Raw genomic sequence first — 18503 nt, forward strand, 5'->3', positions numbered from 1 at the left:
GCGGTGCACCGATGATCGCGGTGACCCTGCGGAAATGCCCGGATCCAGCGCCGGATCCCGACATTTCCGCAGGGTCGTTGCCAGGTACCCGAGCTAGGCCGGATAGCAGCGCACCTCGGTGGCCTTGACCCCGGCCCACACCTGCATTCCGTCGACCAGCCGCAGTTCGGCCAGCGCCTCAGGGGTGATGTCGGCCAGCAGCGGGAACCCGCCCGCCAGGTGGACCCGCACCTGGTCGCCGAACCGTTCCACACCGTCGATGCGCAGCCGCCACAGGTTGCGCGGTGTCCCGTCGGGCCGTTCCCGGTACAGGGCCACGGCGCGCGGCGGGAACGCCGCGAACACCTCGCCGTCCCGGTGCTCGGACAGCGAGATCTCGGCGTGCGGCTGCGGTTCGCCGCCGCTGCGGCCGTCCCCGGGCCAGCCGCCGCGCACGGCGACCCGGTGCCCGCGGGCCGTGCCCCGGTACAGGTTGAGCCCGACCAGCTTCGCGACATAGCCGGTGCGCGGATGCTGGGCCACGTCGCCCGGGGTGCCCGCCTGGACGACACGGCCGGATTCGAGCACCGTGATCCGGTCGGCGAGCACCATCGCGTCCAGCGGGTCGTGGGTGACCAGGACGGTCGCGCACTCCAGGTCGGCGAGGTGCCGGCGCAGCCCGGAGCGCACAGCGGCGCGGGTGTGCACGTCCAGCGCCGCCAGCGGCTCGTCGAGCAGCAGCAGCCGCGGCCGCACCGCCAGTGCCCGCGCCAGCGCGACCCGCTGGGCCTGGCCGCCCGACAGCGCGCCGGGGCGGGCCGCGGCGTGCTCGGTCAGGCCCATCCGCTCCAGCAGCCCGGCGGCGATCGCGCGGGCCTCGGCGCGGCCGGTGCCGTTGCAGCGCGGGCCGAACGCCACGTTGTCCAGTGCGCTGAGGTGGCCGAACAGCAGGTAGTCCTGGAACACCATGCCCACCGGCCGGCTTTCGGCGGGCGCGGCGGTGATGTCGCGGCCCTCCAGCGCGATCCGGCCGGCGGAAAGGGATTCGAGCCCTGCGAGTGCGCGCAGCGCCGTCGACTTGCCCGACCCGTTGGGGCCCAGGACCGCGACGACCTCGCCGGGCCGCGCCCGCAGTTCCGCGTCGAGCCGGAACGTGCCGCGGTCGACGACCAGCCGCGCGTCCAGACCAACGCTGCCCCCGGCAGGCGCACCGGCCGCATCCGGCACAACGGGCGGTTCCGGCCGCGTGCCGCCCGCTCCCGCAGCGCTGCGCGCACCGTCCTGGCAGCGGGTTTCCGCACCGGCCGCACAACCGGAATCGTCGGATGCCATACCGGATGTCATACCGCTCCCACCCACCGGTCGCGCAGCGCCACCAGGATCACCAGCGAAACCCCCAGCAGCACCAGGCTCAGCACGATCGCCGACTCCGGGCTCTCCTGCATGGCCAGGTAGACCGCCAGCGGCATGGTCTGCGTGCGTCCGGGAAAGTTGCCGGCGAAAGTGATGGTGGCGCCGAACTCGCCCAGCGCCCGCGCCCAGGCCAGCACTGCCCCCGCGATCACCCCGGGGGCCACCATCGGCAGGGTGACCCGCCGGAACACCACCGCCCGCGACGCGCCGAGGGTGGCGGCGGCCTCCTCATAGCGCCGGTCGGCGCCGCGCAGCGCCCCCTCGACGGTGATGACCAGGAACGGCATCGCCACGAACACCTGGGCGACCACGACCGCAGCCGGAGTGAAGGGCAGCGTCAACCCGAACCACTCGTCGAGGTAACGCCCCAGGATCCCGCGCCGGCCCAGCGCCAGCAGCAGCGCGACACCGCCCACCACCGGCGGTATGACCAGGGGAACGGTCACGAGAGCCCGCACCAGCCGCCGGCCCGGGAACGCGGTGCGCGCCAGCAGCCACGCCAGCGGTACCCCCAGCACCACAGCAGCCGCGGTGGCCGCGGTGGCGGTGGTAAGTGACAGCCACAGCGCGCCGCGGACCTCGGGCATCAGCAGCCGGGTGCCCAGGCTGGCCCAGGGCGCGCGGATCAGCAGCCCCGCAAAGGGCAGCACCAGAAACGCCAGCCCCAGCAGGGCCGGAACCATGAGCAGCCACGGAAACCGCCCGGATCTGACACGGAGCCGGCGTGCGCGGGGTGCGGGCGCGGGGGAGCCGGCCGGCTCAGACCGTGGTGAAACCTGCGTCATCAAAGACCTCGTCGCCATCGCCGGAGCGGATGAAGTCCACCCACTGCTCCGCGAGACCGGGCCGGGCCGCGTCCTGCAGCACGGCGGCCGGGTAGTCGTTGGCCGCATCCTCGGCCTCGGGGAACGAGACGCCTTCGACCGCACCGCTGGCGCGGATGTCGGTGCGGTAGACCAGGGCGGCGTCGACCTCGCCCAGTTCCGTCTTTGTCAGCACCGCCTTGACGTCGCGTTCGCGCGTGACCGGGGTGACGTCCACGCCCGCGGTGTCGAGGGCCTCGGCCGCGGCGGCGCCGCAGGGGACTTCGGCGGCGCACAGGGCGACCTTGGTCGCGGGGTCGGCGAGGTCGGCCAGCCCGTCGACACCGGCGGGGTTGTCCGGGGCCACGGCGATCTGCAGGGTATTGCGGACGAACACGACGGGATCGCCCGCGGTACGGCCCTTATCGGCGACCCGGTCCATGGTGCGGGTGTCGGCCGACGCAAAGACGTCGGCGGGTGCGCCCTCGTTGATCTGGTTGGCGAGATCGGAGCTGCCGGCGAAGTTGAAGTCGACGTGTGTGCCGGGGTTGGCCCGCTGGAACCGCTGGCCCAGCTCCTGGAACGTCTCGGTGAGCGACGCCGCCGCGAACACGGTCAGGGTGCGTTCGGCGGCACCGCCGCTTCCGGCCGCGCCGCCACTGTCGTCGACCGGGGCACACGCCGCCGCGGCCGCCAGCAGCAACCCGGCGGCCCCGGCCGCCCCCAGCCGAGCCGCCCGGCGCACCCGCGCCGCCGCGGGCGCACCCGGCCGGGGTGCCGGAGCCGTTGCCGTATCCGCCTCAGCCATGGCGCTGCCCTTTCGCCGGTTCGTTCTCGACGATGACGTTGGTCGACTTCACGATCGCGGCGGCGACCGAGCCGACCTCCAGGCCCAGTTCGTCGGCCGCCTCGCGACTCATCAGCGACACCACGCGGTGCGGGCCGGCCTGGATCTCGACCTGGGCCATTACCGTGTCGCGCCGCACATCGGTGACCAGGCCGCGGAACCGGTTGCGCGCCGAGGAGGACCGGCGGGCCGGGTCGTCCTCGGGTTCGGCGCGCAGGAATTCGGCGAGGTCGGCGCCGCCGACCGTGCGGTGGCCATGGGTATCGCGCGCGGCGGGCAACCGCCCGGAGTCGATCCAGCGGCGGACCGTGTCGCCGCTGACACCCACGAGTCCGGCGACCTCACTGATTCGGAACATCGGCACGCCCCAGAATGTACACCTCGCAGAAGCGGAGCAAAACACCGCACTGGCATGCTTCTGCCAACGTTTTCCGCCGCAATCCTTCTCGATTGCGATCGCGGGTTCCGGGTTCGCAGGCGGCCTTGGGGCGGTGGGGGTAGCACTACCGGCGCGCGGTGTGGTGCCGTCATGGCCGCCGGCCCCGCCGCCCCATACCGTGGCAAGTGCGATAGGACACGACCGGACGTATCGGCGCGCAGGTTGCACGGCGGAAAGGGGGTGGCGCGGTGCGCACCTTCGCGGCCGCGGGCACCGCGGGTCCGCCGTGGCCCGGCGACCCCGACGCCGGATCCCTCCGGGGCCGGCTGTACGGCCTGCTGCATCTGCTGACCTCCTTCGCGCTGTCCCTGGGCTTCCTCGTCCCCGCTCTGCTGGTGGTCTTTTTGGGCACCGCACTGGTGCTCACCTTCTTCGGCCGGCTCATCGACGCCCTGCCGCAGGGCAGCCCGCCCACGGTGCCGGTGCTGATCGGCTTCGCCGCCGCCATGCTCACCGCCGCGCCCCTGCTCGCCCGGGTGGCCTGCCGCATCCAGCGCAGCCGCCTGGAGGACGTCTTCGGCATTGTCGAGACCCGCGTGCCCGAACCGGCGCCCACCAAGCCGGGCAACCCGGCGCTGCTGCTCCTGCGCGCCATCGACTACCTCTACGGCCGGTCCGCTTGGACCGCTTTCGTCTGCGCCACGCTCACCGGCATCCAAGGGGTCGTCCTCGGGGGGATCGCGCTGGGCCTGGTGGTTTACGGCGCCGCGCTGGCGCTGGGCTCCCTCATCGGTACGGGCTACGCACTGACCAACGGGGCGCTGGACGCACCGCCGCTGGTGGCGGTGGTGCTGGGCCCGGTGGGCGCGGTGCTGGGCATGTGGGCGGTGCCGTGGCTGGTGCGGCTGGAAATCGAGGTGAGCCGCCGGCTGCTGCTGGACGCGCCCGAACTGCTGATCCGCCGCCGCCTGGCCCAGGTGCAGGACAGCCGCCTGCGCATGGTCGACGCGGCCGAAGCCGAACGCCGCCGCATCGAGCGCGACCTGCACGACGGCGCCCAGCAGCGCCTGCTCGCGGTGACCATGACCCTCAGCCGCGCGCGCACCAAGCTTGAGCGCGCCTCCAACCCCGATGAAGTCCGCACCCTGGTCGACGAGGCCCGCAGCGAGGCCAAAGAGGTGATGGCCGAACTGCGCGAGGTCGCCCGCGGCCTGCACCCCCGCGCGCTCACCGACCACGGCCTTGAAGCGGCCCTGCCCGTCGCCGCCGGCCGCTGCCCGGTGCCCGTCCAGGTTCGCGTGGAACTGGCCGAACGCCCCTCCGCCCGCGCAGAGGGAGTCGCCTACTACGTGGCCTGCGAGGCCCTGACCAACGTCGCCAAGCACGCCGGTGCCGGCAGCGCCGAAGTCCGCGCCGAACGGATCGCCGACCGGTCCGGCGACCTGCTGCGCCTCACGGTCACCGACGACGGCTCCGGAGGCGCCGACCCCGATTCCGGTACGGGGCTGTACGGCCTGTGGGACCGGATCAACGCCGTCGACGGAATACTTGCCGTAAACAGCCCGGCCGGTGCGGGGACCATCCTCACCGCCGAAATCCCCTGGGAGGCGTGACCGTGCGCATCATCATCGCCGAGGACTCCGTGCTACTGCGCAGCGGTATGGTCAAGCTCCTCCAAGACTCCGGGGTCGAGGTGCTCGCCGAGGTCGGCGACGCCGACGATCTGCTCGCCGCCGTCGACGCGCACACCGATCTGGACCTGTGCCTCATCGACATCCGCATGCCGCCCGGTTACGCCGAAGAAGGGCTGCAGGCCGCTTTGGAGATCCGCCGCCGCCGGCCCGGCGCCGCCGTGCTGCTGCTGTCCCAGCATGTTGTCAGCCGCTACGCCGCAGAGTTGCTGGGCGGCGACACCGGCGGAGTCGGCTACCTGCTCAAGGACCGCGTGGCTGACATCGACGACTTCCTCGTGACATTGCGCCGGGTCGCCGACGGCGGTGCGGCCATCGACCCGGAAGTGGTGTCCCAGTTGCTCAGCCGCCGCAACGACAGCGCGATCGAGCGGCTCAGCCCCCGCGAGAGCGAGGTGCTCGGTGCGATGGCCGAAGGACTGAACAACGCCGGCATCGCCGCCCAGTTGTTCATCACCGAACGCGCCGTCGAGAAACACATCCGCGCGATCTTCACCAAGCTCGACCTCGGCCAGGACGACTACGACCACCGGCGGGTGCGCGCGGTCCTGGAGTACCTGCGCGGCACCGACCACCACCGGGCCGCGTCATGACCGAACCCCGGCGCAGGCACCCGATCCCCACCCACACGAGAGATCGAGGGGAGCACAGGCATCCCCCGGAGGGAACCAGAATGACATTCACCGGACGCGGGCTTTACGCCACATCCAGTAAGGAACCGCGTGTGCGGCGCTCCGGGTGGCTGCTCATCGGCGCGATGGTGGCGCTGGTCGTGCTGCTCGGCGGCGGGTTGACCGCCTACGGCAGCGTCGAGCTGGGCGGCTCCACCCGCAGCGACGACTTCGCGGGCGCCGATACGGTCAAGCTGCACCACGGCTCCGGCGGCGACGTCGACGTCCACCGTGCCACGGGCGACCGCGTCACCATCGAGCGCGAACTGCGCAGTACGCCGCTGACCGATCCCCGCGAGGACCTGAGCATGGACGGCGGCACCCTCGTCGCCGAGTCCGCCTGCGGCGGCGCGTGGATGTTCGGCGGGTGCGAGATCGACTACTCGATCGGCGTGCCCGAGGGCACGGAAGTGCAGATCGAGGCCGCCAGCGGCGACGTCGACCTGAACGGCGTCGCCGGCGACATCAAGGCCGAGACGAACACCGGCACGATCAGCGGCGAGAACCTGACCGGCAAGATCCACGCCGGCACGTCCACCGGCGAAATCGAGCTGAGCGGTGTCGAAGGCGATCTGGACCTGGAGTCCAACACCGGATCCATCAGCGCGTCCGGCAAGGGCGGCACCGTCAAGGCCGAGAGCAACACCGGCGAGCTGGAGCTGGGCGGTTTCGACGCCGACCGGTTCGAGCTTGAGACCACGACCGGCGACATCGACCTGGAAGCCGGGTTCTCCGTCGCCGAGGTCGAGGCCACCACCGGCTCGGTCGACATCGAGGCGCTGGAGGAGTTCAGCCGCATCGACGTCGAGACCAGCACCGGCGAGGTCGATGTGCAGGTCCCCCACGGCGCCTACCAGGTGAGCGGCGACTCCACCACCGGTGAGCGCGACATCGACGTCGAGATGGCGGGCAACGCCGAAGGGGAGATCGAGGTCACCACGACCACCGGCGGGGTCAACGTCGGCACCGACGACTAGAGACGATCAGTTGATCGCGCGCAGCGGCCGTCCCCACCGCAGGACGGCCGCCCTGCTGCCATGCCCTACAGTTTGCGCCTGAGTGCGATCGATGGGAGAGCGGCAACATGGAAGCGACAACGTTCGGAGACGTCTGGCAGGAGGTCTTCACGGTCCAGACGCCGCCGCCCACCTGGCTGATCATCGCGGCCGGGGTGGTCGCGCTGGCCGTGGTGGTCGTGAGCGGACCCTGGCGGATCGCCCGCAACGTCGTCACCATCGCCCACGAGGGCGGCCACGCTGTCGTGGCGCTGCTCAGCGGCCGCCAGCTGACCGGGATCCGGCTGCACTCCGACACGTCGGGGGTCACCGTCTCCCGCGGCAAACCGCGCGGTTTAGGGATGATCCTGACCGTGGCGGCGGGCTACATCACGCCGTCGATCGTGGGACTACTGGCGATCCTGCTGCTGGTGAGCAACCGCATCACCGCACTGCTGTGGATGAGCATCCTGGTGCTGGCCGCGATGCTGCTGCTGATCCGCAACGTCTACGGCGTGGTCTCGGTGGTGGGTACCGGCGCGGTGGTGTTCCTGGTCTCGTGGTTCACCCCCGCTGAGGTGCAGGCGGCGTTCGCCTACCTGTTCACGTGGTTCCTGCTGCTGGCCGGGATCCGGCCGGTGTTCGAACTGCAGTCGCAGCGCAGCCGCCAGCCTTCGCCGCAGTCCGACGCCGACCAGTTGCACCGGCTGACCGGGGTGCCGGGGATCGTGTGGGTGGTGTTCTTCGGCGCGGTCAACATCGCGGTCACGGCGGCGGGCATCTGGCTGCTGCTGTTCTGAACCGCCGCCGCGCCGTGCCGCTGTGCCGCCGCCCCGCCCGGCCGATCCGGAGGGACCGGGCCGGGCGGGCCGGCTACCGGGCCCGGACATGACTCAGGCGCCGCACGTTGCACGTGGGCGCCTTATCTTTCGGCCCAGCGGGCCCGGACCCGGAAAAAGCGGCAGCGCAGGCTAGCTGGTGCTGGAGCTCTCCTGGGGAGCCGCGAGGGCGGCTTCGACGGTGGGGAAGACCGGGATGCGGGTGTCGATCGCGGTCACGTGCAGGATGCGGGCGATGCGCTCGGACGCGGCCGCGATGGAGAGGGAACCTCCGGTGCTTTTGGCGGCCTTGTGCGCCTGGATGAGGACCCGCAGCCCGCTGGAATCGATGAAGGACAGGCGCCCGAAGTCGAGGATGAGGCGGCCTTGGGGCCGGGCTTCGACCGCATCGCGTGCGGCGCGGTGGAACTGGTCCTCGGTGGCCATGTCGATTTCACCGCTGAGCGAGAGGACGATGCCGTCGTCGCCGTTGCGGCGGGTGATCTTCAGCGCGGCCATGTTCGCTCCGGGGTGTTGCGCCGATACCGTTGCCCTGGCGGTCGGCGCGGCGCCTCCGTCGCCTCCAGGGCGAAGGCTTTTTCCGAACGTGCCGGCCAGCACGTTGGTCGACGCGCCGCATAGGCGAGGCTGGTTGTTCAAGTCGGTTACCCCCATGCTGACAACCGATGTGTCAGGCATATGTGGATCTACGCTGCTTGCCGTGCCGTAGTGCCGCGGGCGCGAAGTCGGCAGGAGGCGGTCGGCGGCAGATGGCTGTGGCCTGTTCGGCCTGCTGGGCGGCTCGCGATGCGCGAACGCCGCTCCCCCTCATTCCTAAGATGCTTAGAATCAAGCATTCGTCCGGGACAATACCATAGCGCCGTGGCCTTATCGTGACGTGAGTGACGCACTTGTGTGTCCCCTTATGCGCTTGCGCGGCGTTTACCTGCGGATTCTCCTGTCAGCTGACGAGGGGCCGCTGAAGCGACATGTGCCACACCCGCAACGGGCACTACGGCGGTCAGGTGTCCGAACCGGCGCGGCCGGGGTAGTGGGGGGTACACGCGGGCCGCCGACCTCGCGGCCCGCACCGCACCGCTGCTGCGCGCCGCACGCCCGGCCATCGGCGGTGCTGCGCGTACCCGGTCGCCACTGTGGGGGTTGCGATGAACGAGAGAGGTGCCGCGGCCGCCGCGGCGGACACCGCGGCCACGGCCTACGTGCTGCGGTTGGGCGACGATGCGCTCGTGGCGGGCCACCGGCTGGCCGAGTCCGCCACCGCCGGGCTGTGGCCGGGCCGCTCGGGCGCCGCGGCCCACGACTCCGCCACCGAAGCCACCCGCATCGCGCAGGGCCAGCTGCGGCTGGCCCGCTTCCTGCTGGGCTGCGCCGGGCGGATGGAGGAGCAGCTCACCGGCGTGCTGCGCACGGAGGACGACCTCGTGCTGGGCCGCGACGCCGACCAGTTCCTCAACCTGCGGCTGGTCGAGGTGCCCAACACCGACCTCGCCCACGCGGTCGTGCGCCAACTGCTGTTCTCGACCTACGCGCTGGAGCTGTACTCCGCGCTGACCGTCTCGGCCGATCCGGCCCTGGCCGGCATCGCCCGCACGGCAGTGAGCGAGCTGCCGTTCCACCGCGACCACGCCGTGCGCTGGACATTGCGGCTGGCGGCGGCCGACCGCGACCGGCGGCGGCTTGACGACGCGCTGGGCGGGGTGTGGCCGTGCACGGGCGAGCTGTTCGCCTCCGACGACGTCTCCCGCACCGCCGCCGAGGCCGGTATCGGGACCGACCCGGCGGGTTTGCGCCCCGCCTGGGAGGCGTGTGTCGGCGGGGTCCTGCGCGACGCGCACCTGGCCCGGCCCGACCCGGTTCCGCCGGTGGGTTCCATGGAGATGTGCGGTCGCGGCGGGGTGCATACCGAGACGTTCGCCCGCACGCTGGCCGATATCCGCCGCGACCGCGCCGCCCCGGGCTGAGGCGCGCGGCCGGTGCGGCGCGCGCGGCAGCGGCCGGGCCCGGCCCCCGCGGGGGACCGGGCCCGGCCGCACATCATCGGGCGGCCCGCAGGCCGCGGCACCTCACTCGCGCTGCATGCGCGTGGTGCTGTCGGGGTCGTAGGGATCGCCGGAGCCGCGGTGGCGGCCGCCGTAGCGGCGGTTGGGCGCCCCGGTGACGGCGTCGCGGTAGCCGCTGGTGTAGCCGGAGTCGTCGAACTCGCCGCCTTCGGGCACGTCGCGGTCTACCGCTGTGCGCCGGCGGCGGCGCCGGCGCACAGCGGTCGCGCCCACGCTGCTCAGCAGGGACACGATCGCGCCGCCGGTGACGGCGTTGATGAGGGCGGTGGCGATCTGGCTGGACAGCGGGGCCTCCTGGGTGAACGGGCTCACCGCCGCGACCACGGTGGCCAGCCCCACGATCCATCCGAAGAACGTGCTGGCGCGCGGTGCGCTGACCAGCAGCAGGTGCAGCAGGGCCGTGGCCACCAGCGCGGCCACACCCGCCATGACGGCGTAGACCGCGGTGCCGACCCCGCCGACGTAGCCCGCTTCCTCGGGCGCGAGGATCGGGATACCCAGGACGCCGCGCACCACCAGGGCGCCTACCAGGATGATCAGTGCCGCGACCACGGCCGTGGCGAGACCGCCCGACCAGAGTCTGGTGGTGTTCACGCGCCGCTCGTTGCCATATTCGCTCATGCCGATCCCCCCGATACGGCCTGAACACGGTTGCCTGCCACATACCCGGCCGACACTCGCGAAAACCACGGCCGACTCGTCGGTGCAGGTCAGCGCGCCGGATGCGGTACGGGGACGGGCAAGGGCGCATCGGGCACGGGGCCGGGCGCGGTCCGGCACCGCTACACCGGAGGGCCGCCCGTCCGCACCGCGGCGGCGATGTCGGCGGCCAGCCCGGGGGTCTCCCCGGTGTCGAGGGCCGAGATCGTCACCCGGATGCCCGGCGGGGAGTCCAGCCGGAAACGCCGCCCCGGCGCCACCGCCCAGTTGCGGGCGCGCAGGGCGGTGACCGCGGCGGCCTCGTCGTCGACCGGGACCCACACGTTGACGCCGCTGCGCCCCCGGCCGCTGATGCCGTGGCCGGCCAGGTGGGAGATGAGCGCCTCGCGCCGCTCGTCGTAGGAGCGGGCGGTGCGCGCCCGGTCCACGGCGCCGCTGCGCCACAGTTCGACGAACGCCTCCTGCAGCACGGTGCTGACCCAGCCCGGTCCCGCCTGCTGCTGGGCCCGGACCCGCTCGATGGTCACCGTGTCGCCGGCCAGCACGGCCAGCCGCAGGTCGGGGCCGTAGGTTTTGGCCATCGAGCGCACCAGCACCCACCGGCCGGCGGCCGCGGCCAGGCTGTGGAAGGGCGCCGAGACGAACCCGAACCCGTGGTCGTCGTCGATGGTGAGGACGTCGGGATGCTCGGCGATGACCGCGCGCAGGGCCGCCGCCCGTTCGGGGCTCAGCGCGGAGCCGGCCGGGTTCTGCGCCCGGTCGGTCACCACGACGGCGCGGGCGCCGCCGCGCAGCGCCGCGCGCAGCGGGCCGGGCAGCATCCCCTCGTCGTCGACGCCGGCGGGTACCGCCCGCAACCCGAGCGCCGTGAGCAGTTGCAGGGTGCTCGACCAGCCGGGGTCCTCGACCACGACGGTGTCGCCGGGCCGCAGTGAGGAGCGCAGGACCCGGTCGATGCCGTCGAGGGCGCCGGAGGTGGCCGCCAGCCGTTCGGCGGGCACACCGTCGGCGGCGAAGATCTCGCGGGCGACAGCGGCGGTTTCGGGGCGTATCGGCGGCTCGCCGTAGAGCGCGTGGCGGCCCGAGCGCCGCCGGGCCACCGCGGCCAGGGCGTCGGCGAGGTCGGGCAGCAGGCGCGGATCGGGGTTGCCGGTGGCGGCGTCGCGGGTGCCCGGAGGCAGGCCGCCGGACTCGGTCTCGCGCGGGGCTCCGGGCGGGTGCGAGCGCACGTGGGTGCCGCGGCGCCCCGCCGTCTCGACCAGGCCGCGCTCGCGCAGCACCCGGTAGGCGGCCGCCACTGTGTTCGGATTCACACCGAGCTCGCCGGCGAGGTCGCGGATGGGGGGCAGTGCGGCACCGGCCCCGAGGTCACCGTGGGTGATCGCGCGTTCAACGCTGTCGGCGATCTCATTGGATCGGCGTCCGGTGATGGCCATGCCCGCATTATCCAGTAGCGGAGCGGGTTGCGGGCGGATGCGGGGCGCGCGGACAGCGGGGCGCAGGGGGCGGATGCGCGCAGGTGCCGCGATGGCCGCGGACGTTGCGCGGGTTCGGGCGGCGCGGCCCCAACAACTCTCCGTCAATGTCGCCGATGGTCGGAGAGAGAAGTATAGCCTATTGGGAATTCCGCCTTGATTCCTGGTCGCTCTTTCTTTTTCCAAGGGTGCGCCTTGCGCAATGCGTTGCGTAGTGCGATTCGTTGTCGGGTCTGAATGGGGGCGTTGGGGCGGGCTGTTGTGCCGCGATGGTGACCCGGGGTGAATTTTTACGCTCTGACCTGCGAAGACACCCGAAAAATGCCTTCTGCCACTTGAACTATGGTGGGGGTCATGGCGTTCAATGTATAGGCGCGAAGTTTTACCCTCGGCGTCGTGTGTGTCTGGTGAGAGGGTTTTTCGAGTGTGAGGAGTCGAACAATTAAAGGACAGGATCAGCAGCATTTCGGTGACGACCCGCTGGCCGTTCGCGACACCGACCACTACAAAGCCGAGTACGTGACGGGGTTCGTCGACAAGTGGGACGAGCTGATCGACTGGAAGAAGCGCTCCGCCAGCGAGGGCCGCTTCTTCATCGAGCAGCTCAAGGCCCGCGGCGTCGAGAAGGTCCTCGACGTGGCGACCGGAACCGGGTTCCACTCGGTCCGCCTCGTCGAAGAGGGCTTTGAGACCGTCAGCGCTGACGGCAGTGCGGAGATGCTGGCTCAGGCCTTCGCCAACGGCCAAACCTGGGGCGGGCACATCCTGCGCATCGTCCAGGCCGACTGGCGGTTCCTGAACCGGGACGTCCACGGGACCTACGATGCGATCATCTGCCTGGGCAACTCGTTCACGCACCTGTTCTCGGAGCGCGACCGCCGCAAGGCGCTCGCCGAGTTCTATGCGATGCTCAAGCACGACGGCGTGCTCATCCTGGATCAGCGCAACTACGACAGCCTGCTCGACGGCGACTACGGCAACAGCCACACCTACTACTACTGCGGTGACGAGGTCTCGGCCGAGCCCGAGCACGTAGACGAGGGCCTGGCCCGGTTCGTCTACCGCTTCCCCGACGAGTCCAAGTACCACCTGAACATGTTCCCGCTGCGCAAGAACTACGTGCGGCGGCTCATGCGCGAGGTGGGCTTCCAGAAGATCGACACCTACGGCGACTTCCAGGAGACCTACCGCGCCAACGAGCCGGACTTCTTCATCCACATCGCGGAGAAGTCCTACTACACCGACGACGAGCTCAGCGACGCGTACTCGACCGCGGTGCAGACGGCGCGCGACTACTACAACTCCAGTGACGCCGACACCTTCTACCACACGATCTGGGGCGGCACCGACATCCACGTCGGCCTCTACGAGTCCGACAACGATGACATCGGCGCGGCCAGTGCGCGCACCGTCGAGCGCATGGCCGGCAAGGTCGACGTCACCGCCGACACCCAGGTGATCGACATCGGCGCGGGTTACGGCGGCTCCGCCCGCTACCTGGCCGCCACCTACGGTTGCCAGGTGACCTGCCTGAACCTCAGTGAGGTCGAGAACGAGCGCAACCGCGAGAAGAACCGCGAGGCGGGGCTGGACCACCTCATCACCGTCATCGACGGGTCGTTCGAGGACATCCCGGTCCAGGACAACGGGTTCGACGTCGTGTGGTCGCAGGACGCCTTCCTGCACAGCGGTGACCGCTCGCGTGTCATGGAAGAGGTCGTCCGCGTGCTGCGCAAGGGCGGCCACTTCGTGTTCACCGACCCCATGGCGACCGACAGCGCCTCCTCGGAGACGCTGCAGCCGATCCTGCAGCGGCTGCACCTGGACACCATGGGCACCCCCGGTTTCTACGACCGCGAGGCCGCACGGCTGGGGATGAGCAAGGTCGGGTTCGAGGACCTTAGCGAGCAGCTGCCCAACCACTACGGCCGCGTGCTCGCCGAGACCGAGCGCCGCGAGCCGGAGCTGAGCGGCAAGATCAGCAACGAGTACCTGGAGCACATGAAGACCGGCCTGCGCAACTGGGTCAACGGCGGTCGGTCGGGCTCTCTCGCCTGGGGCATCCTGCACTACCGCGCCTGATCGCGGCGCCTACCCCCCGGCGACTCACCAGCGGCCCCGCGGCTCGTCCGCGGGGCCGCTGGTGTCTGCGGGCGGCGTGTCGCCGGCGGCACTTCGGGTAGGCACCGGCCAGGACACCGCTGCGGTTCCGGGCGGTTTCCACCGGCGCCGGCTCCGGGTACCACGACCGCGAGTACTCTGCGCTGCGGATACCGTGCGGCCGCCGCGGTCGGACCCGCCCGGAGAACCCGGCCGGCCCCAGCGCCGCGTGGCCGCGCCGGCCGCGGCGCCCGGACGAGGCCGCGTCGGCAGGAGGAGGAGCGCGAGATGAACGGCACGTCCGAGAAACTGTGGGTGGTCGTCGGCGTCGACGGCTCCGAGTCCAGCCGCTATGCGCTGGAATGGTCGGCCAACCAGGCGGCGCTGCGCGGGCGCGGGATCACCATCGTCACAGCGGTCGGCCCGCCCGACTCCGCTGGAGCCTTCCGCGAGATCGTGCCGCGCGGCGGCGAACAGGAGACCTCCGACCGGCTGCGCGATGCCCAGGCGCTGCTCGACTACGCCCGCGACTGGATCCTGCGGCTGTTTCCCGAGCTATCGGTGCGCACCCGGATGCCCACCTCCCGCCCCGCCGAGGCGCTGCTCGACGAAGCCAAGCAGTCCGACACCTCGGCCGTGGTCGTGGGCTCGCGGGGCCTGGGCGGCCTGGCTTCGGCGTTCGTGGGCTCGGTCGGCATCGAGCTGGCCGCGCACTCGCCGGTGCCGGTCGTGGTGCTGCCGAAGAAGCACGAGGCCGCCCACGGGGCCAAGGGCCGCATCATCACCGGTGTCGACGGCTCGGAGTCCAGCCGCCGGGCGGTGGAATTCGCTTTCGCGCAGGCGCGGTGGACCGACAGCGAACTGCTGGGGGTGTGCGCCTGGCAGCCCATGGCGGCGTTCGTGTCGGCGATGGGACCCGTGCCGCCCGAGGCGTTCGACGACGACGCCGTCGAGGCCACGGCGCGCCGCACCGCCGAGGCCGAACTGGAGGACATCCGCGCCGAGTACCCGGGTGTTTCGGTCGACCTGCGCACGGTGCGCGCCCACCCGGTGGTGGCCATCCTGGACGAGGCCACGCCGGCGGATCTGATCGTGGTCGGCTCGCGCGGCCGCGGGGGATTCCGCGGCCTGATGCTGGGCTCGGTCAGCCAGTCCGTGCTGCACGGCGCACACGGCCCGGTCGCCGTCGTGCGCTGAGCCGGCCGGAGTCCCGGGCGCCCGGGACCTCCCGTGCACGCGGACCCTTGACGCGCAGCCGCGGGCCGCGGTTGACTGCTACGGACCGACCGGTTGGTATCTGACCGACCGGTATCCGAGTGCGGAGTCTGCGGAGGCGGCCAGTGAGAGCGTTGCGGGTGCACGAGACCGGCGAGCCGGCAGCGGTCCTGCGGCCGGAGGAAACCGCGGTTCCGAGTCCGGGCCCCGGCCAGGTCCTGGTGCGGGTCCGCGCCGCCGCGGTGAACTTCCCCGACGCCCTGCTGTGCCGCGGCACCTACCAGGTCAAGCCGCCGCTGCCCTTCACGCCCGGCGTGGAGCTGTGCGGCGACGTCGCCGAAGTGGGCGAGGGGGTCTCCGGCATCGGCGCCCAGGCCGGCACCCGCGTGATCGGCAGCGCCGACCTGCCTGCCGGCGCCTTTGCCGACTACGCACTGATGAGCGCCGACTCGGTGTTCCCGGCCCCCGCGGCGCTCACCGACGACGAGGCGGCCTCGCTGTTCATCGGCTACCAGACGGGCTGGTTCGCCCTGCACCGCCGCGCCCGCCTGCGCGAAGGCGAGACCGTGCTGGTGCACGCCGCCGCGGGCGGGGTAGGCAGCGCCGCTGTGCAGCTGGCCAAGGCCGCCGGCGCGCACGTGGTGGGAGTCGTCGGCGGGCCGCAGAAGGCGGCGACGGCCGCCGCATTGGGCGCCGACGCGGTGGTGGACCGCCGCGCCGACGACTTCGTCGCCGCGGTCAAGGACTTCACCGGCGGGCGGGGCGCCGACGTGGTCTTCGACCCGGTCGGCGGCGAGTCCTACGAGCGCTCCACCAAATGCATCGCCTTCGAGGGGCGCATCGTCGTCGTCGGGTTCGCCGGCGGCACCATCCCCGCGCCCCGGCTGAACCACGCGCTGATCAAGAACTACTCCATCCTCGGCCTGCACTGGGGCCTGTACCGCCAGCGGGTGCCCGAGGCCATCGCCGAGGCCCACGACCGCCTCACCGAACTCGCCGCAAAGGGGCTGGCCAAGCCGCTGGTCAGCGAGCGCCTCGGCGCCGCGGAACTGGCCGCGGGCGTGCAGCGGCTCGCCGAGGGCGACACGGTCGGCCGGCTGGTCTTCGCCCCCTGAGCACCTGAACACCCCGATCGGCCCCGGCCGCGGTGCCGGTGCCGCCGTCCCCAGAGCCGCCCGGAATGTTGAGGAGCCGCGCCATGGCCGAACCGTTCTCCATCCCCGGGACGACGGCCGTCGTCACCGGCGCCGCCGGCGGGATCGGCCGGGCCCTGGCCCAGCGGCTGCTGAACGAGGGCGCGGCGCGGGTGGTGGTCACCGACCGCGACGGCGACCGCGCCGCCGCGGCGGCCGCGCAGCTCGGCGAGCGCGCCCACTCGCTGGCCTTCGACGTCTCCGACGAGGCGGCGGTCGCCGATGCCGTCGCCCGCATCGAGCACGACCACGCGCCCATCGACCTGTGGTGCTCCAACGCCGGTGTCGCGTCAGGGCCCGGTCTGGGCACGGACGCCGACTGGGAACTGTCCTGGCGGGTGCACGTCATGGCGCACGTCTACACTGCGCGGGCACTGTTCCCGCGCATGGCCGGGCGCGGCGGCGGGCACCTGATCGTCACGGCCTCGGCCGCCGGCCTGCTCACCCAGCTCGACTCCGCACCCTACTCGGCCACCAAGCACGGCGCCGTCGCGCTGGCGGAATGGCTGGCCATCCGGCACGCCGACGAGAACATCTCCGTCTCCTGCCTGTGCCCGCAGGGCGTGAACACGGCGATGACCGCCGGCGACGGCGACGCTGCGGCGACCCGCCTCGGGGGCTCCTACATCGAGCCCGAGGACGTTGCCGAGTCGGTGGTGGCGGCGCTGCACGAGGGCCGGTTCCTCATCCTGCCCCACCCCGAGGCGGCGGGTTTCGAACAGCGCCGCGCCGCCGACCGCGACCGCTGGATCGAGGGCATGCGCCGCGCATGGGCCAGGATCCGCCCGAGCACCGCGGCCCGACCGGAGTAGCGGACGGCAGGAGCGGGGCGGCGGGGCGCGGCGGTCACGTCACGACCCGGGCCGCAACCCTGGCCGCAATCCCGGAAAAGCCGACAAGCTGGGGATAGCGGACAACCGGAAGCAGGCACGGGTTGCGGCTCCGCGAGGTGGCGGCGCCACCCCGCAATCGCCGCCCCGCCGGCCGCGCGGCTCGCCTCCTTGCCTGCCGCAGCCGCCGCTTCCGGCGGAGGTGTCCCGGGACCCAACGCCCTCCGGGGCCGGCACCGCCCGCATACCGGCACCCGGTTACGGACCCCAAATCCCGCTCAAATCACGGACATACTTCGGTGAAGTCGTTTCCGGAGCGCGTTCGCACCGATACGTTCGGTTGCGCGGCAACACAGCGGAAGGGGTGTGACCGTGGAGGCTTTCAGCGCCATGAAGCGCCGGCGGGCCGGCGCCGCCGCGCTGCCGGCGGCTGTCCTGGTGGCGGTGCTGGCGCCGGTGTCCGGCTGCGGGGCGGGTTTTCCCGGCGGCGAATCCGGCTCGGCCGATCTGCCCGGCGAGTCGGCCGAGGATGCCGCGGCCACCGTCAACGTCGCCGATGAGACTCCGGTCGGCCCCGTGGTCACCGACGCCGAGGGCTATACGCTCTACGTCTACACCGCCGACAGCGCCGACCCTTCGGAGTCCACCTGCACTGACGACTGCGCGGAGCAGTGGCCGCCTGCGCTGGTCGAGGGCGAGGTGACCACGGACGGGCTCGACAAGAGCGCGGTCGACCGGATCGAGCACGACGAGGGCGGTTCGCAGCTCACCTTGGCGGGCTGGCCGCTGTACCGGTTCTCCGGCGATGTGAATCCCGGCGACGTCAACGGCCAGGGCGCCGACGGCACCTGGTTCGCGATGACACCCAGCGGAGAACGGGCCGACGAACTTCCCTACGGCCAGGAGGAAGGCACCGGCGGGCTGCGCAGCAGCCTGAGGCCGTCCTGAGGCCGTCCGGACGCTCCGAGCCACCCGGGGCCGCCGCGAGCGGGCCGGAGGGCGCTGAGCCGGCTTGAGCGGGCCGAGTGGGCGCGCCGGCTCCGCGCGCCTGTCCGCGCGACTCGCGCAACGGGCGGGCGCGGTGCGCCAGTGGTGTGACACGGATCATGCCCGGTTCTCCGCACGATGCGCGTCCGGCGGCGCCGACGCCTGCCCTCGGGTGCCAGGGCAATCGTTTTCCGCGTGCACCGATACGGACGTGCCGCACCTTCGCCACCGGACTGCCCGGAAGCCATTTATCCGCCTTGACCAGTGGAAACTCTTATCGGAGCGGTGCGGCTGCACCCGCGTTGGCGCGTCCGGGCCGCCGCCCGCGGCCCGCACGCCGCAGCCGCCGGCACCGAAGCGGTCCGC

17 protein-coding genes are annotated in these 18503 nt (G+C 72.2%); 10 read left to right on the top strand and 7 right to left on the bottom strand.

The window, feature by feature from the left end; all coding sequences use genetic code 11:
• Positions 1-93: 93 nt before the first annotated feature.
• The 4 genes from ACYVD5_RS25055 to ACYVD5_RS25070 form a co-directional block, all read right to left on the bottom strand.
• Positions 94-1311: an ABC transporter ATP-binding protein gene (locus ACYVD5_RS25055; protein WP_461003596.1), complete on the bottom strand. Its 1218-nt coding sequence runs from the start codon at positions 1309-1311 to the stop codon at positions 94-96.
• 8 nt (positions 1312-1319) lie between these two features.
• Positions 1320-2075 carry an ABC transporter permease gene (locus tag ACYVD5_RS25060; protein WP_461003597.1) on the bottom strand — a complete coding sequence of 252 codons (756 nt, stop codon included), beginning with the start codon at positions 2073-2075 and terminating at the stop codon, positions 1320-1322.
• Between the two features lie 76 nt (positions 2076-2151).
• Entirely contained in the window at positions 2152-3003 is an 852-nt protein-coding gene (gene modA / locus ACYVD5_RS25065) for a molybdate ABC transporter substrate-binding protein (RefSeq protein ID WP_461003598.1), read from the bottom strand.
• Positions 2996-3406 carry a TOBE domain-containing protein gene (locus ACYVD5_RS25070; protein WP_461003599.1) on the bottom strand — a complete coding sequence of 137 codons (411 nt, stop codon included), beginning with the start codon at positions 3404-3406 and terminating at the stop codon, positions 2996-2998. Before ACYVD5_RS25070 ends, modA begins: the two co-directional genes overlap by 8 nt.
• A 263-nt stretch (positions 3407-3669) precedes the next feature.
• Between ACYVD5_RS25070 and ACYVD5_RS25075 the strand changes: the two genes are divergently transcribed.
• The 4 genes from ACYVD5_RS25075 to ACYVD5_RS25090 all read left to right on the top strand — a co-directional run bounded on the left by ACYVD5_RS25075 (position 3670) and on the right by ACYVD5_RS25090 (position 7578).
• On the top strand, positions 3670-5034 hold the full coding sequence (locus ACYVD5_RS25075; protein ID WP_461003600.1) for a sensor histidine kinase: 1365 nt from the start codon (positions 3670-3672) through the stop codon (positions 5032-5034).
• A 2-nt stretch (positions 5035-5036) separates the two neighbouring features.
• A complete protein-coding gene (locus tag ACYVD5_RS25080; RefSeq protein WP_461003615.1) occupies positions 5037-5705 on the top strand; it encodes a response regulator transcription factor in 669 nt (222 codons plus the stop codon).
• A gap of 80 nt (positions 5706-5785) precedes the next feature.
• Positions 5786-6760, top strand: coding sequence for a DUF4097 family beta strand repeat-containing protein (locus tag ACYVD5_RS25085; RefSeq protein ID WP_461003601.1), 975 nt, complete (start codon positions 5786-5788; stop codon positions 6758-6760).
• A gap of 107 nt (positions 6761-6867) precedes the next feature.
• The gene (locus tag ACYVD5_RS25090) at positions 6868-7578 is read left to right on the top strand and encodes a M50 family metallopeptidase (RefSeq protein ID WP_461003602.1); all 711 of its coding nucleotides are present in this window, start codon (positions 6868-6870) and stop codon (positions 7576-7578) included.
• Positions 7579-7749: 171 nt separating this feature from the next.
• On the opposite strand, the gene ACYVD5_RS25095 is transcribed toward ACYVD5_RS25090, so the two are convergent.
• Positions 7750-8115, bottom strand: a complete 366-nt coding sequence (locus ACYVD5_RS25095) for an STAS domain-containing protein (protein WP_461003603.1) — start codon at positions 8113-8115, stop codon at positions 7750-7752.
• Between the two features lie 647 nt (positions 8116-8762).
• Here ACYVD5_RS25095 and paaC point away from each other — a divergent pair.
• Positions 8763-9578: a 1,2-phenylacetyl-CoA epoxidase subunit PaaC gene (gene paaC, locus ACYVD5_RS25100; protein WP_461003604.1), complete on the top strand. Its 816-nt coding sequence runs from the start codon at positions 8763-8765 to the stop codon at positions 9576-9578.
• Positions 9579-9680: 102 nt separating this feature from the next.
• Here paaC and ACYVD5_RS25105 read toward each other — a convergent pair whose 3' ends face one another.
• Positions 9681-10298: a DUF6069 family protein gene (locus ACYVD5_RS25105; RefSeq protein WP_461003605.1), complete on the bottom strand. Its 618-nt coding sequence runs from the start codon at positions 10296-10298 to the stop codon at positions 9681-9683.
• Between the two features lie 161 nt (positions 10299-10459).
• Positions 10460-11773 (bottom strand): aminotransferase class I/II-fold pyridoxal phosphate-dependent enzyme, encoded by a 1314-nt coding sequence (locus ACYVD5_RS25110; protein WP_461003606.1) that lies wholly within the window; start codon positions 11771-11773, stop codon positions 10460-10462.
• 465 nt (positions 11774-12238) lie between these two features.
• Between ACYVD5_RS25110 and ACYVD5_RS25115 the strand changes: the two genes are divergently transcribed.
• From ACYVD5_RS25115 to ACYVD5_RS25135, 5 genes are all read left to right on the top strand, one after another.
• Positions 12239-13894: a glycine/sarcosine N-methyltransferase gene (locus ACYVD5_RS25115; RefSeq protein WP_461003607.1), complete on the top strand. Its 1656-nt coding sequence runs from the start codon at positions 12239-12241 to the stop codon at positions 13892-13894.
• 306 nt (positions 13895-14200) lie between these two features.
• Positions 14201-15109, top strand: a complete 909-nt coding sequence (locus tag ACYVD5_RS25120; RefSeq protein ID WP_461003608.1) for a universal stress protein — start codon at positions 14201-14203, stop codon at positions 15107-15109.
• Positions 15110-15252: 143 nt separating this feature from the next.
• Entirely contained in the window at positions 15253-16242 is a 990-nt protein-coding gene (locus ACYVD5_RS25125; RefSeq protein ID WP_461003609.1) for an NADPH:quinone oxidoreductase family protein, read from the top strand.
• Positions 16243-16325: 83 nt separating this feature from the next.
• Positions 16326-17132: an SDR family oxidoreductase gene (locus ACYVD5_RS25130; RefSeq protein ID WP_461003610.1), complete on the top strand. Its 807-nt coding sequence runs from the start codon at positions 16326-16328 to the stop codon at positions 17130-17132.
• A 384-nt stretch (positions 17133-17516) separates the two neighbouring features.
• Positions 17517-18098 carry a hypothetical protein gene (locus tag ACYVD5_RS25135; RefSeq protein ID WP_461003611.1) on the top strand — a complete coding sequence of 194 codons (582 nt, stop codon included), beginning with the start codon at positions 17517-17519 and terminating at the stop codon, positions 18096-18098.
• Positions 18099-18503: the final 405 nt, after the last annotated feature.

It is taken from the genome of Streptomonospora sediminis, from assembly GCF_054778995.1.

Bases quoted from the DNA above. Each gene is read 5' to 3' on its own strand.
- ACYVD5_RS25090 (WP_461003602.1), top strand. From the start codon at position 6,868: ATGGAAGCGACAACGTTCGGAGACGTCTGGCAGGAGGTCTTCACGGTC.
- ACYVD5_RS25055 (WP_461003596.1), bottom strand. From the start codon at position 1,311: ATGGCATCCGACGATTCCGGTTGTGCGGCCGGTGCGGAAACCCGCTGC.
- ACYVD5_RS25110 (WP_461003606.1), bottom strand. From the start codon at position 11,773: ATGGCCATCACCGGACGCCGATCCAATGAGATCGCCGACAGCGTTGAA.
- ACYVD5_RS25130 (WP_461003610.1), top strand. From the start codon at position 16,326: ATGGCCGAACCGTTCTCCATCCCCGGGACGACGGCCGTCGTCACCGGC.
- paaC (WP_461003604.1), top strand. From the start codon at position 8,763: ATGAACGAGAGAGGTGCCGCGGCCGCCGCGGCGGACACCGCGGCCACG.
- ACYVD5_RS25095 (WP_461003603.1), bottom strand. From the start codon at position 8,115: ATGGCCGCGCTGAAGATCACCCGCCGCAACGGCGACGACGGCATCGTC.
- ACYVD5_RS25105 (WP_461003605.1), bottom strand. From the start codon at position 10,298: ATGAGCGAATATGGCAACGAGCGGCGCGTGAACACCACCAGACTCTGG.
- modA (WP_461003598.1), bottom strand. From the start codon at position 3,003: ATGGCTGAGGCGGATACGGCAACGGCTCCGGCACCCCGGCCGGGTGCG.
- ACYVD5_RS25120 (WP_461003608.1), top strand. From the start codon at position 14,201: ATGAACGGCACGTCCGAGAAACTGTGGGTGGTCGTCGGCGTCGACGGC.
- ACYVD5_RS25085 (WP_461003601.1), top strand. From the start codon at position 5,786: ATGACATTCACCGGACGCGGGCTTTACGCCACATCCAGTAAGGAACCG.
- ACYVD5_RS25060 (WP_461003597.1), bottom strand. From the start codon at position 2,075: ATGGTTCCGGCCCTGCTGGGGCTGGCGTTTCTGGTGCTGCCCTTTGCG.